Genomic DNA, 13,705 nt, shown 5'->3' on the forward strand with positions numbered 1-13,705 from the left:
TTTGTTAGGGACTTGGCAACTTCATCAACGGTTTGTTCGTGGTTCGCGAATCAACCTTTCTTCTGCGCGAACAGCGCGTCGAGCTTCTGCTCGAAGCTGTGGTAGTCGATGCGCTCGTAGAGCTCCATGCGGGTCTGCATGGTGTCGATCACGTTCTGCTGGGTGCCGTCGCGACGGATCGCGGTATAGACGTTTTCCGCCGCCTTGTTCATGGCGCGGAACGCCGACAGCGGGTACAGCACCAGGGAAACATCCACGGATTTCAGTTGTTCGGTGGTGTACAGCGGGGTCGCGCCGAATTCGGTGATGTTGGCCAGGATCGGCGCCTTCACCCGGTCGGCGAAGATCTTGTACATCTCAAGCTCGGTGATGGCTTCCGGGAACACCATGTCGGCACCGGCCTCGATGCACGCCGCGGCGCGCTCCAGGGCCGACTCCAGGCCTTCCACCGCCAAAGCATCGGTACGCGCCATGATCACGAAACTGTCGTCGGTGCGAGCATCCACCGCAGCCTTGATGCGGTCGACCATTTCCTGCTGGGACACGATCTCTTTATTAGGACGGTGACCGCAGCGCTTGGCGCCGACCTGGTCCTCGATGTGGATCGCCGCCGCGCCGAACTTGATCATCGACTTGACAGTGCGGGCCACGTTGAAGGCCGAGGACCCGAAGCCGGTGTCCACGTCCACCAGCAGCGGCAGGTCGCAGACGTCGGTGATGCGGCGCACGTCGGTGAGGACGTCGTCGAGGCCGGTGATGCCCAGGTCAGGCACGCCGAGGGAACCGGCGGCGACCCCGCCGCCAGACAGGTAGATCGCCTTGAAGCCGGCGCGCTTGGCCAGCAGGGCGTGGTTGGCGTTGATCGTGCCCACCACTTGCAATGGCTGTTCGCTGGCGACCGCATCGCGGAAACGCTGGCCTGGAGTGCTCTTGTTGGAACTCATGACTCACCTCGTGGAGTGGCTGTCTGATGGGCGCTGTCCTGGTAGTGACGCGCGATGTTGCGTTTCGAGGCGCCGATGTGGCGGCGCATCAGTAGCTCGGCCAGTTCGCCGTCGCGATCGGCAATGGCGTCGAGAATCCGGTGGTGTTCGGCAAAGGCCTGGTGCGGGCGGTTGGGGGTCGCGGAGAACTGGATGCGATACATGCGCACCAACTGATACAGCTCGCCACAGAGCATTTGCGTGAGGGTGCGGTTGCCCGCGCCCTGGATGATCCGGTAGTGGAAGTCGAAATCCCCTTCCTGCTGGTAGTAGCCGACCCCGGCCTGGAACGCCGCATCGCGCTCATGGGTATCGAGCACCCGGCGCAATTCGTCGATTTCCTCGCTGGTCATGCGCTCCGCCGCCAGGCGACAGGCCATGCCCTCCAGGGATTCGCGGATTTCGTAGAGTTCGATCAGCTCGGCGTGGCTCAGGGATACCACCCGGGCCCCGACATGAGGCACACGCACCAACAGGCGCTGGCCTTCCAGGCGGTGGATGGCTTCGCGCAGCGGGCCGCGACTGATGCCGTAGGTTCGGGCCAGCTCAGGCTCGGAGATCTTGCTGCCCGGGGCGATCTCGCCCTTGACGATGGCGGCCTGGATGCGCCGGAAGACGTTTTCGGACAGGGTCTCAGAATCGTCCTGTGTCGGCAGCGGATGTTCCAGTTGATCCAACATATTGTCGACACCTTTAAAATCAATGAGGCAAAAACTAGCCAATACCCCCAAAACAGTCAAAGGAAAAATTGAGATTGTCGACAATCGTCTAATAACCCTTTGCACCCAAACGAGACAAAAGGCCCGCCCCCGACGCTGGCGCCATAAAACCAGCATGCTAGAATGCTGCCCGCATTGGCCTGTCATCTTTTTATGACACGCATACGAGGGAGCTTGCGCAGCAATGCCGGTCGCCTTGAACTGAAGAACCCAAGCCCATCAGGATCTATGAGACTCAAGGCCCTTCCCCTACTCCTCTGTCTGCCTGCCCTGCCCGGTCTCAGTGCCGCCGCCGGCAAGACGGTCTACGGTTTGAACGAGTACGCGCATCTATCAGGTATCGACCTGGAAGTTGCTGCCAAGCTCGACACCGGCGCCAAGACTGCGTCCTTAAGTGCCCGCGACATCAAGCGCTTCAAGCGCAATGGCGAGTCCTGGGTGCGTTTCTACCTGGCCATCGACACCGCCCATTCCCACCCCATCGAACGGCCACTGGCCCGGGTCAGCAAGATCAAGCGCCGCGCCGGCGACTATGATCCCGATGAGGACAAGAACTACACCGCGCGCCCGGTGATCGCTCTGGATGTCTGCATGGGCAGTGCCTTGCGCAGCATCGAAGTGAACCTGACCGACCGCAGCACTTTCCAATACCCGCTGCTGATTGGCTCCGAAGCGCTGAAACGCTTCGATGCGCTGGTCGACCCCAGTCTTAAATACGCTGCTGGCAAACCCGCCTGCGCCACCGACGCTCATACCGCAGAGTAATTCCAATGCGCTCTCTTACCCTTCATCTGAAAGTCCTGATCGCCATCCTGGTGGTGCTGGGCATTTCGATCACGGCCTATCAGATCTTCGTGCTCGGCATTCCGGTGACCGAAGACGCCACCGACGATCTGTGGAACATCGACGCCAAGGTCGAGTTCGTCGCCAACGGCAAGGACCCGATCAAGATCCAGATGTTCGTGCCGCCCCTGAGCCGCGACTACGTGAGCCTCAACGAGAGCTTCATTTCCAACAACTACGGGGTGGCGGTCAACCGCGTCGACGGCAACCGCAAGGTCACCTGGTCGGCACGCCGGGCCAAGGGCAACCAGACCCTGTACTACCGCCTGGTGCTGACCAAGCGCTACAGCGCCGAGAAGTCCAAGGTCAAGGGCCCGACCTTCCGCGACAGCATGGCCGTGGAAGGCGCGGAAAAGATCGCCGCCGAAGCCCTGCTGGCGCCAATCCGCCAGCACTCGGCGGACGTCGAGACCTTCATCAGCGAAGCCATCAAGCGCGTCAACAACGCCAATGACGACAACGCCAAGTTGCTGCTGGCCGGCGACCCCTCCAGCGCCAACAAGGCCAGGATCGTCGAGCTGCTGCTGTCCATCGCCCACGTGCCGATGGAGAAGGTCCACACCATCCGCCTGGTGGCCGATCAGCCGCAGACCCCGGAACTCTGGCTGCGCAGCTTCAACGGCACCGACTGGCTGTACTTCAACCCGGAAACCGGCGAACAGGGCATGCCCAGCGACCGCCTGCTGTGGTGGACCGGCGATGACAACCTGATCACCGTCGATGGCGGCAAGAAGGCCAACGTCACCTTCAGCCTCAACAACAGCGAAATGAACGCCATTCGCCTGGCCAAGCTGACCGACGAGAACACCGACGCCAACTTCCTCGAATACTCGCTGTACGGCCTGCCGCTGCAGACCCAGCAGACCTTCATGATCATGGTGATGATCCCCATCGGCGTGCTGGTGATCCTGGTGTTGCGCAACCTGATCGGCCTGCAGACCCTGGGCACCTTCACCCCGGTGCTGATCGCCCTGGCATTCCGCGAGACCCAGTTGGGCTTCGGTATCGTACTGTTCACGGTGATTACCGCCCTGGGCCTGTCCTTGCGCTCGTACCTGGAACACTTGAAGTTGCAGATGCTGCCGCGGCTGTCGGTGGTGCTGACCTTCGTCGTGGTGCTGATCGCCGCCATCAGCCTGTTCAGCCACAAGCTGGGCCTGGAGCGCGGGCTGTCGGTGGCGCTGTTCCCGATGGTGATCCTGACCATGACCATCGAACGCCTGTCCATCACCTGGGAAGAACGTGGCGGCGGCCACGCGATGAAAGTCGCCATTGGCACCCTGTTTGCCGCGTCCCTGGCGCACCTGATCATGAGCGTGCCGGAGCTGACGTACTTCGTCTTCACCTTCCCGGCAATGCTGCTGATCCTGGTGGGCTTCATGCTGGCGATGGGTCGCTACCGCGGCTACCGCCTGACGGAGCTCGTGCGTTTCAAAGCCTTCGTCAAGGCTGACTCCTGATGTTCGGCCTGTGGAAGACCTGGAAAGCCCTGGAAGCGCGGGGAATCATGGGCATCAACCGGCGTAATGCCGACTACGTGCTCAAGTACAACAAGCGCAGCCTGTACCCCATCGTCGATGACAAGATCATCACCAAGGAGCGGGCGATCAAGGCCGGCATCCATGTGCCGGAACTGTACGGGGTAATCTCCACCGAGAAGGAAATCGACAAGCTCGACGAGATCATCGGTGGGCGCAACGACTTCGTGATCAAGCCGGCGCAAGGCGCCGGTGGTGACGGCATCCTGGTGATCGCCGACCGCTTCGAAGGCCGCTATCGCACGGTGTCCGGGAAGATCATCAGCCATGAGGAGATCGAGCATCAGATCTCCAGCATCCTCACCGGCCTGTATTCCCTGGGCGGCCACCGCGACCGGGCACTGATCGAATACCGGGTGACCCCCGACCAGATCTTCAAGAGCATCAGCTACGAAGGCGTGCCGGACATCCGCATCATCGTGCTCATGGGCTACCCGGTGATGGCCATGCTGCGCCTGCCAACCCGCCAGTCCGGGGGCAAGGCCAACCTGCACCAGGGCGCCATTGGCGTCGGTGTCGATCTGGCCACCGGCCTGACTCTGCGCGGCACCTGGCTGAACAACATCATCACCAAGCACCCGGACACCACCAACGCCGTGGACGGCGTGCAACTGCCCTACTGGGACGGTTTCATGAAGCTGGCAGCCGGCTGCTACGAGCTCTGTGGCCTGGGTTACATCGGCGTGGACATGGTGCTGGACCAGGACAAGGGCCCGCTGATTCTCGAGCTCAACGCCCGGCCAGGGCTGAATATCCAGATCGCCAACGACTGCGGCCTGACCCAGCGTACCCACGCGATTGAAGCCCACCTTGAGCAACTCAAGGCCCGGGGCATCAAGGAAACCGTCGAAGAGCGAGTGCGCTTCGCCCAGGAGCTGTTCGGCCACATTCCGCCGGTGGAAGGCTGATAACGGCTGCCGCGGGGTGCGAAGGCAATTTTCGCAGCCTGCGGCAGCGGCTACAGGTCGGTGAATGCGCCCTGAATCAGGCAATCGCCGACATACCCTCTAGGAGCAATTCCTGCACAGGCATACAATCGCCAACCGCGCTCCGATGGCTGATTTGCCCCGCATGTTGACCTGTTCCGTACACCCGCTTCCTTATCGCGCCAACCCCGCCGAGTATTTCGCGGCAATCGAACACGCCCCCGGTGCCGTGCTGCTGGACAGCGGCCGGCCCAGTGCCGAGCGCGGTCGCTATGACCTGCTCAGTGCCTGGCCACTGGCCGAGCTGACAGTGGCCGACGACGAACGTGGCGGCGACTTCCTCCAGCGTCTGCGGCACAACCTGCAGCAGCTGGGCCCGGCCGAGGTCCCGGCGCCCTATGAACTGCCCTTCGCCGGCGGCCTGATCGGCTACCTCAGCTACGACTTCGGTCGGCATCTGGAGCGCCTGCCGAGCCAGGCCCGGGATGACCTGCACCTGCCGGACGCGCGCTTTGGCCTGTATGGCTGGGCGCTGATCAATGACCACCAGACGGGTACCAGCCAACTGCTGTTCCACCCCAGCCTGGACGCCGCCGAACGCCAGCGCCTGATCCAGCTGTTCAACCAGCCACTGCCCGCGTCGCAGTCGGCATTCAAGCTGACCAGCGCCATGCAGCCTGATCTGAGCGCCGAGGATTACCGCCAGGCCTTCCAGCGCATCCAGCACTACATCCAGGCCGGCGACTGCTATCAGGTGAACTTCGCCCAGCGCTTTCGCGGCCAGTACCAGGGCGATCCCTGGGTCGCCTACTGCGCGTTGCGCGCGGCCTGTCCGACGCCCTTCTCCGGTTTTCAGCGCCTGCCGGACGGTGGCGCGGTGCTCAGCCTGTCGCCGGAGCGCTTCGTCCACGTCAGCCAGGGCCGGGTGGAAACCCGGCCGATCAAGGGCACTCGTCCCCGGGGCCGGGACGCCGCAGAAGACGCCGCCAACGCCGCCGAGCTGCTGGCCAGCCCCAAGGACCGCGCGGAAAACCTGATGATCGTCGACCTGCTGCGCAACGACCTGGGGCGCACTTGCCGCACCGGCTCGGTGCGCGTGCCGGAGCTGTTCAGCCTGGAAAGCTACCCCAACGTGCACCATCTGGTGAGCAGCGTGACCGGCGAGCTGGCGCACGACAAGGACGCCCTGGACCTGATCGCCGGCAGCTTCCCCGGCGGCTCGATCACCGGCGCGCCGAAGATCCGTTCGATGCAGATCATCGACGAACTGGAGCCCACGCGACGGGCGCTGTACTGCGGCTCGCTGCTGTACCTGGACGTGCGCGGGGAAATGGACAGCTCGATCGCCATCCGCAGCCTATTGGCCAAGGACGGGCAGATCTGTTGCTGGGGCGGTGGCGGAATCGTCGCGGATTCGGACTGGCAGGCGGAGTACCAGGAATCCATCACCAAGGTGCGGGTGCTGCTGGAAACGCTGCAGGGGCTCTGAACCCCTGTAGCCGCTGCCGCAGGCTGCGATCGACTGCGAAGCAGGCGCCGCTGTTGAGGCCATGAAGCCCCTGCGGGGCTTGTCGCAGCCTGCGGCAGCGGCTACAGGTGCGGTTTACAGGCTCAAGGTGCGGTTGGAAGCCTTGATGAATTCCTGCTTCAGCTCGGCAAAACTGTGCACCGCGGGGAACTGCGGGAACTCGCGGATCACGTTGTCCGGGGCATGGAACAGGATGCCGGCATCGGCCTCGCCGAGCATGGTCGTGTCGTTGTAGGAATCCCCCGCCGCGATCACCCGGTAGTACAGGCTCTTGAAGGCCAGCACCGATTGACGCTTGGGGTCCTTCTGGCGCAGCTGATAACCGGTCACCCGACCAGCGTCATCGGTGATCAGGCGGTGACACAGCAAGGTCGGGAAACCCAGCTGGCGCATCAAGGGCTGGGAAAACTCATAGAAGGTGTCGGAGAGGATCACCACCTGGAAACGCTCGCGCAGCCAGTTGACGAACTCCACCGCGCCGTCCAGGGGCTTGAGGGTGGCGATCACTTCCTGGATGTCGGACAGCTTCAGGCCGTGCTCGTCGAGAATCCGCAGGCGCTGCTTCATCAATACGTCGTAGTCGGGAATATCCCGGGTGGTTGCCTTGAGGGATTCAATCCCGGTTTTTTCGGCAAAGGCGATCCAGATTTCCGGGACCAAGACACCTTCCAGATCGAGACAGGCAATTTCCACAAGACACTCCCATTGGTTCTGATTATTGAAGTTGAGCGAGCAAAAGGACTGCCGAACTCTAGCGATTCGCCTGCGCAGGCGCAACGCAGAGGAGCGCGCCAGGGCCGGGTGGATTTTGTTAAGATCGCCCCCCTATAGAGCGCACAGCGCCACCGACCTGTAGGAAACCGCCCTGATGACCCCATCGTTCGACGTCGCTGAACTCGCCGCGACCTATGCCAACAAATCCGCCCAGGACATTCTCAAGCTGGCCTTTGCCCAGTTCGGTGACGACCTGTGGATCTCCTTCAGCGGCGCCGAGGATGTGGTGCTGGTGGACATGGCCTGGAAGCTGAACAAGAACGTCAAGGTGTTCAGCCTGGACACCGGTCGCCTGCACCCGGAAACCTACCGCTTCATCGATCAGGTGCGCGAACACTACAAGATCGACATCGAACTGATCTCGCCGGACCACAGCAAGCTCGAACCCTTCGTCAAGGAAAAGGGCCTGTTCAGCTTCTACAAGGACGGCCACGGCGAATGCTGCGGCATCCGCAAGATCGAACCGCTGCGACGCAAACTGTCCACCGTCAGCGCCTGGGCCACCGGCCAGCGCCGCGACCAGAGCCCGGGCACCCGCAGCCAGGTGGCGGTGCTGGAGATCGACAGCGCCTTCTCCACCCCCGAACGCCCGCTGTACAAGTTCAACCCGCTGGCGCAGATGAGCAGCGAAGAGATCTGGGGCTACATCCGCATGCTCGAACTGCCGTACAACAGCCTGCATGAGCGCGGCTTCATCAGCATCGGCTGCGAGCCCTGCACCCGCCCGGTACTGCCCAACCAGCACGAGCGCGAAGGCCGCTGGTGGTGGGAAGAAGCCACCCAGAAGGAATGCGGCCTGCACGCCGGCAACCTCATCAGCAAAGCCTGACCCTCCCCCTTCTCCACTGGAACCGGCTTGCCGGCGAAAGCCCCTCACCCTGAGGACGCGTTCGCCGGCAAACGGAACGCCAACCGACGCACCCGCAAAACCTGTACACATAAATGTCACCAAGGGTGCCATTTATGTGTGCACTTTCAGCACCCTCCGCCCCAAAAAGTGACAGGCCTTTCTGCCGTCAACATTCATACGACAGCCAATCGCATCCGCCGAAAAATAAATACCTGTTCAAACGGTCAATTTTTAATCCATCTGTTTCATACAGTTAGGAGCAGACCATAACAAAACAAAATCAGCAGCCGATTTCATAGCTTCAAAACTGGCACAGAAGTGGCTTTAGTCGACCTATGTTTTGTATACAAAAATAGCAAAACATACATACACTAACCGTCCGCACGCCTGATCCACGACTCAAGCTGCAGATGCCCAGAACCCAGTGATTCCGCCCCTGCGACGAAGATTGTCGAGCCTTGCGCTCAAGCACAGTCATCCGGGGCCGGAATCAGGAGCCGCCGGAATGCACACCAGCCCTTCCAACAACATCGCACTGGATCTGCCCTCCTCGCCGCACTCGCACCACCTGCAACAGCCCATCGCCACAACCGACCCGGACAGCGTCATCCTCAGCCCGCGCCTGCACAACCGCGACCTGGCGCCAACCAAGGTCGAAGGCCGGCGCTGGGGTGGCTACAGCATCTTTGCCCTGTGGACCAACGATGTGCACAACATCGCCAACTACTCCTTTGCCATCGGCCTCTACGCCCTGGGCCTGGGTGGCTGGCAGATCCTCCTGTCGCTGGGAATAGGCGCGGCGCTGGTGTACTTCTTCATGAACCTGTCCGGCTACATGGGACAGAAGACCGGGGTGCCGTTCCCGGTGATCAGCCGCATCAGCTTCGGCATCCATGGCGCGCAGATACCGGCACTGATCCGCGCGGTGATCGCCATCGCCTGGTTCGGCATCCAGACCTACCTGGCCTCGGTGGTATTTCGCGTGTTGCTCACGGCCATTCATCCGGGGTTCGCCGACTACGACCACAACTCGATCCTCGGCCTCTCGACCCTGGGCTGGGCCTGTTTCGTGGTGATCTGGCTGGTGCAACTGGTGATCCTCGCCTACGGCATGGAGATGATCCGCCGCTACGAAGCCTTCGCCGGGCCGATCATTCTGCTGACCGTGGCCTGCCTCGCCGGGTGGATGTACACCCAGGCCGACGGGCAGATTGCCTGGTCGATTCGCGAACCTTTGACCGGCGGAGAAATGTGGCGGCAGATCTTCGCCGGCGGCGCATTGTGGCTGGCGATCTACGGCACGCTGATCCTCAATTTCTGCGACTTCGCGCGCTCCTCGCCGTGCCGCAAGACCATCAAGGTCGGCAACTTCTGGGGCCTGCCGGTGAACATCCTGGTGTTTGCCACCATCACCGTGCTGCTGTGCGGCGCGCAGTTCCAGATCAACGGCCAGGTCATCGAAAGCCCGACCCAGATCATCGCCTCGATCCCCAATACGCTGTTTCTGGTGCTGGGCTGCCTGGCCTTCCTGATCGTCACCGTGGCGGTGAACATCATGGCCAACTTCGTCGCCCCGGCCTTCGTCCTCAGCAACCTGGCCCCCAAGTACCTGACCTTCCGCCGCGCCGGGCTGATCAGTGCGGCGCTGGCGGTGCTGATCCTGCCGTGGAACCTGTACAACAGCCCGCTGGTGATCGTGTACTTCCTCTCCGGCCTGGGCGCCCTGCTCGGCCCGTTGTACGGGGTGATCATGGTGGACTACTGGATCCTGCGCAAAGCCCAGATCCACGTGCCGCAGCTGTACAGCGAAGACCCGCAAGGCGCGTACTTCTACAGCCGCGGGGTCAATCTGCGAGCGGTGGCGGCCTTCGTGCCCGCGGCGCTGATTGCCATTGTGCTGGCCCTGGTGCCGGGCTTCGCCAGCGTCTCGCCGTTTTCCTGGCTGATCGGTGCCGGTATCGCCGGCCTGCTGTACCTGATCATCGCCAAGCGCCAACCCGGGTACGCCGATGTCAGCGGCGAATCCATCGCCGTGGACAACATCAGTCATTGAACCTGAACGGCCCGGTGCGCCGGGCCTTGAACTGCCCAACCAGCAAGGAACCCCCATGCGCATTCTCGTGGTCAACGTCAACACCACCGACTCCATCACCCAGGCCATCGCCCGCCAGGCGCAAAGCGTGGCGGCACCGGGAACGGAAATCGTCGGTTTGACCCCCTACTTCGGCGCCGAATCGGTGGAAGGCAACTTCGAAAGCTACCTGGCGGCCATCGCCGTGATGGATCGGGTGCTGGCCTACGACCAGCCCTATGACGCAGTGATCCAGGCCGGTTACGGCGAGCACGGCCGCGAGGGCCTGCAGGAGTTGCTGAATGTGCCGGTGGTGGACATCACCGACGCCGCCGCCAGCACCGCGATGTTCCTCGGCCATGCCTACTCGGTGGTGACCACCCTGGATCGCACCGTGCCGCTGATCGAGGACCGGCTCAAGCTGTCCGGCCTCTACGAGCGCTGCGCTTCGGTACGAGCCAGCGGCCTCGCGGTGCTGGAATTGGAGGAAGACCCGCTGCGGGCGGTGGAGTCCATCGTGCACCAGGCCGAACTGGCGGTAACCCAGGACAAGGCCGAGGTCATCTGCCTGGGCTGTGGCGGCATGGCCGGGCTGGATGAACAGATTCGCCAGCGTACCGGAGTGCCGGTGGTGGATGGGGTCACGGCGGCGGTGACCATCGCCGAGTCCCTGGTACGCCTGGGGCTGTCCACCTCGAAGGTGCGGACCTATGCGACGCCGCGACCGAAAAAGGTGGTTGGCTGGCCGCTGCGTTTGGGGCGCTGAGTTAGCCAGCGCCCGGGATTGCCAGCCAGACGGCGCCTACAGGGCGCTGAAGGTTTGCGCCAGGCCCTGTTCGGCGAACTGCTCGATGACGAAGTCGACAAAAGCCCGGGTCTTGCCCGGGAGCATCTTGTGCTCGGCGTAGTAGATCGAGGTGTAGCCATCATCGACGTACCAATCCGGCAAGACCCGTTGCAGCGCGCCGGAACGCAGGTAGTTGACGGCAAACGGCATGCTCACCAGGGCCAACCCCAGGTCCTGGGCGGCCGCCACGCAGGCGGCTTCGGAATCGCTCATGGTCATGCTGGCCTTGAGCTCCAAAGGGCGCACGCCACCGCCGCGCCCGCTGAGTTGCCAGGGACGGATGCGGCCGGTCTGCGGAGAACGGATCAGGATCCCCCGGCAATGCTGCAGGTCCTCCGGATCACGGATCGGCGCTCGCCCCGCGAGATAGGCCGGGCTGGCCACCAGCACCCGATGGGCCGGTGCCAGGCGCCGGGCGACCACACCTTGTGGCAACTCGAAACCGCCACCGATGGCGGCATCGAAGCCCTGGCCGATCAGGTCCACCTGGCGATTGTCGAAATGCCAGTCCGGCTGGATGTCCGGGTAACGCTGCAGGAAGCTTGCGAGCATCGGCACGATGTAAAAACAGCCAAATACCGTTCCCATGCTGACCTTGAGCGTGCCTGCCGGGCGCCCCTGGACGGTGGACAGGCTGCTCACGGCATTCTGGATGGTCTGCAGGCTGTCGCTGACTTCTGCCAGGAACAAGCGTCCGGCCTCGGTCAGGGTCAAACGCCGGGTACTGCGCTGGAATAGACGCACACCCACCCGCGCCTCCAGCTTGGCTACGCTCTTCCCCACCGCGGCCGGGGTCAATCCCAGGCGTCGCGCCGCCTCGGCAAAGCTGCCGACTTCAGCGCTGCGGACAAAACATTCGATACTGCCGAAAGCTTCCATCACCGACCATTCCATACTTTTGGTTTACACAGAGTATAGGAATTACCCGCTACACAGCGGCCAATCAGCAGTCGATACTCGACGCCAAGCACAAGGCAACCCGACCTTGAATCTCTGGAGAAACACATGAGCAAGCACAACCTCAGCGGCAAAGTGGCCTTGATCCAAGGCGGTTCCCGCGGTATCGGCGCCGCCATCGTCGAGCGCCTGGCCGCCGAAGGCGCCAGCGTCGCCTTCACCTATGTCAGCTCCGCGAGCAAGGCCCAGACCCTGCAGGACAGCATCATCGCCAAGGGCGGCAAGGCCCTGGCCATTCAGGCCGACAGCGCCGACGCCGACGCCATTCGGGAGGCCGTGCAACGTACCGCCCAGGCCTTCGGCGGCCTCGACATCCTGGTCAACAATGCCGGGGTCCTGGCAATGGCCCCGCTGGACGAGTTCAAGCTGGAAGACTTTGACCAGACCCTGGCCATCAACATCCGCAGCGTGTTCATCGCCACCCAGGAGGCTGCGCGGCACATGGGCGAAGGCGGACGCATCATCAATATCGGCAGCACCAATGCCGAGCGCATGCCCTTCGCCGGTGGCGGTCCCTACGCCATGAGCAAGGCCGCGCTGGTGGGCCTGACCAAAGGCCTGGCGCGGGACCTGGGACCACGGGGCATCACCATCAACAACGTCCAGCCCGGCCCGGTGGACACCGACATGAACCCGGCCGACGGCGCCTTTGCCGAAAGCCTGCTGGATCTCATGGCCGTGCGTCGCTATGGCCGCGCCGAAGAAATCGCTGGCTTCGTGGCCTATCTCGCCGGGCCCGAAGCGGCCTACATCACTGGCGCCAGCTTGAGCATCGACGGCGGTTTCAGCGCCTGATCCGTCAACGCAAAAAAACCGGGCCACCTGTAGCGGGTGGCCCGGTTGCTTGCGCGGCATCCGCCAACGGCTGCCGCAGAGGGCGAACCGGCTGGCAACGCCTTCCTTTCTCCCTACCCGTTTCCTTGCGACCTCAGGCCCACACCAGATGCGGCAAACCACAGGCGGCGGGCTGAAACCCCGTGAGCGAGCGCAGAATCCCGTCAGCGTGGGCGAACTTGCTATCCGCCATGGCCGGATCGGGCACCGCAAGCACCCGCATCCCTGCGGCCTTGGCAGCCGTCACGCCGAAGGGCGAGTCCTCGAACACCAGGCACTCCCCTGGGGCTACCCCCAGGCGCCGGGCCGCGGTGAGGAAGATATCCGGCGCCGGCTTGGCCGCCGTCACTTCCGGGTCATCGGCGGTGACAGTGGTGTCGAACAGCGCAAACCAATCGCCATGGCGGGTGATTTTCTCGCCGAAGGACTTCTGCGACGAGCTGGTGCCCACTGCGATTGGCACCTGGTGCTGCTTCAAATGGCGTACCAGTTGCTGAGCCCCCGGCATGGCCTCGGCGCGAGGAAAGCGCTCACGCATCAAGGGCTCGCGCATGACCAGGAACTCTTCGGCGCTGATGGGCAGGTCCAGGGCCTCGACCACGTAACGCGCCAGATCGGCGGCACCGCGTCCGATGATGTTTTGCTTGATGGTCCAATCGTAGGTGCGGCCATAACGCTCGGCGATCAACTGCGTGATCTCGGTGTAGATACCTTCGGTATCCAGGAGCAGACCGTCCATATCGAAAATGACCGCCTTGATCGGTCCCAAATCATTCAACTGTGCATTCATCGCATCTGATCCGTTAGCAAAAGTACATTCCAGGGAGCGGCTCAG

At 62.9% G+C, this 13,705-nt stretch carries 13 protein-coding genes; 8 read left to right on the forward strand and 5 right to left on the reverse strand.

Annotation, left to right across the window (positions count from 1 at the left end):
* Positions 1-50 precede the first annotated feature (50 nt).
* Entirely contained in the window at positions 51-944 is an 894-nt protein-coding gene (prpB, locus tag J5M73_RS11665) for a methylisocitrate lyase (RefSeq protein ID WP_102863857.1), read from the reverse strand.
* Positions 941-1,663: a GntR family transcriptional regulator gene (locus J5M73_RS11670; RefSeq protein WP_102863858.1), complete on the reverse strand. Its 723-nt coding sequence runs from the start codon at positions 1,661-1,663 to the stop codon at positions 941-943. Before J5M73_RS11670 ends, prpB begins: the two co-directional genes overlap by 4 nt.
* A gap of 267 nt (positions 1,664-1,930) precedes the next feature.
* Between J5M73_RS11670 and J5M73_RS11675 the strand changes: the two genes are divergently transcribed.
* The 4 genes from J5M73_RS11675 (at position 1,931) to pabB (ending at position 6,498) form a co-directional block, all read left to right on the forward strand.
* On the forward strand, positions 1,931-2,467 hold the full coding sequence (locus J5M73_RS11675; RefSeq protein ID WP_102863859.1) for an ATP-dependent zinc protease: 537 nt from the start codon (positions 1,931-1,933) through the stop codon (positions 2,465-2,467).
* Positions 2,468-2,472: 5 nt separating this feature from the next.
* Positions 2,473-4,005: an inactive transglutaminase family protein gene (locus tag J5M73_RS11680; RefSeq protein WP_102863860.1), complete on the forward strand. Its 1,533-nt coding sequence runs from the start codon at positions 2,473-2,475 to the stop codon at positions 4,003-4,005.
* On the forward strand, positions 4,005-4,991 hold the full coding sequence (locus J5M73_RS11685; protein WP_102863861.1) for an alpha-L-glutamate ligase-like protein: 987 nt from the start codon (positions 4,005-4,007) through the stop codon (positions 4,989-4,991). Before J5M73_RS11680 ends, J5M73_RS11685 begins: the two co-directional genes overlap by 1 nt.
* A 163-nt stretch (positions 4,992-5,154) precedes the next feature.
* A complete protein-coding gene (pabB, locus tag J5M73_RS11690) occupies positions 5,155-6,498 on the forward strand; it encodes an aminodeoxychorismate synthase component I (RefSeq protein WP_102864105.1) in 1,344 nt (447 codons plus the stop codon).
* 114 nt (positions 6,499-6,612) lie between these two features.
* Here pabB and thrH read toward each other — a convergent pair whose 3' ends face one another.
* On the reverse strand, positions 6,613-7,230 hold the full coding sequence (thrH, locus tag J5M73_RS11695; protein ID WP_102863862.1) for a bifunctional phosphoserine phosphatase/homoserine phosphotransferase ThrH: 618 nt from the start codon (positions 7,228-7,230) through the stop codon (positions 6,613-6,615).
* A gap of 175 nt (positions 7,231-7,405) precedes the next feature.
* Between thrH and J5M73_RS11700 the strand changes: the two genes are divergently transcribed.
* From J5M73_RS11700 to J5M73_RS11710, 3 genes are all read left to right on the forward strand, one after another.
* Positions 7,406-8,140, forward strand: coding sequence for a phosphoadenylyl-sulfate reductase (locus J5M73_RS11700; protein WP_102863863.1), 735 nt, complete (start codon positions 7,406-7,408; stop codon positions 8,138-8,140).
* 526 nt (positions 8,141-8,666) lie between these two features.
* On the forward strand, positions 8,667-10,214 hold the full coding sequence (locus J5M73_RS11705) for an NCS1 family nucleobase:cation symporter-1 (protein WP_102863864.1): 1,548 nt from the start codon (positions 8,667-8,669) through the stop codon (positions 10,212-10,214).
* 55 nt (positions 10,215-10,269) lie between these two features.
* Positions 10,270-10,998, forward strand: a complete 729-nt coding sequence (locus tag J5M73_RS11710) for an aspartate/glutamate racemase family protein (RefSeq protein ID WP_102863865.1) — start codon at positions 10,270-10,272, stop codon at positions 10,996-10,998.
* A 36-nt stretch (positions 10,999-11,034) separates the two neighbouring features.
* Here the strand turns inward: J5M73_RS11710 and J5M73_RS11715 are convergent, their stop codons facing one another.
* Positions 11,035-11,958, reverse strand: a complete 924-nt coding sequence (locus J5M73_RS11715; protein ID WP_102863866.1) for a LysR family transcriptional regulator — start codon at positions 11,956-11,958, stop codon at positions 11,035-11,037.
* 126 nt (positions 11,959-12,084) lie between these two features.
* On the opposite strand from J5M73_RS11715, the gene J5M73_RS11720 reads away from it, so the two are divergent.
* Positions 12,085-12,831, forward strand: a complete 747-nt coding sequence (locus tag J5M73_RS11720) for a 3-oxoacyl-ACP reductase family protein (protein WP_102863867.1) — start codon at positions 12,085-12,087, stop codon at positions 12,829-12,831.
* Between the two features lie 133 nt (positions 12,832-12,964).
* Here J5M73_RS11720 and J5M73_RS11725 read toward each other — a convergent pair whose 3' ends face one another.
* On the reverse strand, positions 12,965-13,660 hold the full coding sequence (locus J5M73_RS11725) for an HAD-IA family hydrolase (protein WP_102863868.1): 696 nt from the start codon (positions 13,658-13,660) through the stop codon (positions 12,965-12,967).
* Positions 13,661-13,705: the final 45 nt, after the last annotated feature.

The sequence above is a fragment of the Pseudomonas sp. 50_B genome (assembly GCF_017491625.1).
Lineage (GTDB): Bacteria > Pseudomonadota > Gammaproteobacteria > Pseudomonadales > Pseudomonadaceae > Aquipseudomonas > Aquipseudomonas danubii.

Coding starts and splice junctions, on each gene's coding strand:
- J5M73_RS11705 (WP_102863864.1), top strand. CDS start 8,667: ATGCACACCAGCCCTTCCAACAACATCGCACTGGATCTGCCCTCCTCG.
- J5M73_RS11685 (WP_102863861.1), top strand. CDS start 4,005: ATGTTCGGCCTGTGGAAGACCTGGAAAGCCCTGGAAGCGCGGGGAATC.
- J5M73_RS11680 (WP_102863860.1), top strand. CDS start 2,473: ATGCGCTCTCTTACCCTTCATCTGAAAGTCCTGATCGCCATCCTGGTG.
- J5M73_RS11720 (WP_102863867.1), top strand. CDS start 12,085: ATGAGCAAGCACAACCTCAGCGGCAAAGTGGCCTTGATCCAAGGCGGT.
- J5M73_RS11700 (WP_102863863.1), top strand. CDS start 7,406: ATGACCCCATCGTTCGACGTCGCTGAACTCGCCGCGACCTATGCCAAC.
- J5M73_RS11670 (WP_102863858.1), bottom strand. CDS start 1,663: ATGTTGGATCAACTGGAACATCCGCTGCCGACACAGGACGATTCTGAG.
- pabB (WP_102864105.1), top strand. CDS start 5,155: ATGTTGACCTGTTCCGTACACCCGCTTCCTTATCGCGCCAACCCCGCC.
- J5M73_RS11715 (WP_102863866.1), bottom strand. CDS start 11,958: ATGGAAGCTTTCGGCAGTATCGAATGTTTTGTCCGCAGCGCTGAAGTC.
- prpB (WP_102863857.1), bottom strand. CDS start 944: ATGAGTTCCAACAAGAGCACTCCAGGCCAGCGTTTCCGCGATGCGGTC.
- J5M73_RS11675 (WP_102863859.1), top strand. CDS start 1,931: ATGAGACTCAAGGCCCTTCCCCTACTCCTCTGTCTGCCTGCCCTGCCC.
- J5M73_RS11710 (WP_102863865.1), top strand. CDS start 10,270: ATGCGCATTCTCGTGGTCAACGTCAACACCACCGACTCCATCACCCAG.
- J5M73_RS11725 (WP_102863868.1), bottom strand. CDS start 13,660: ATGAATGCACAGTTGAATGATTTGGGACCGATCAAGGCGGTCATTTTC.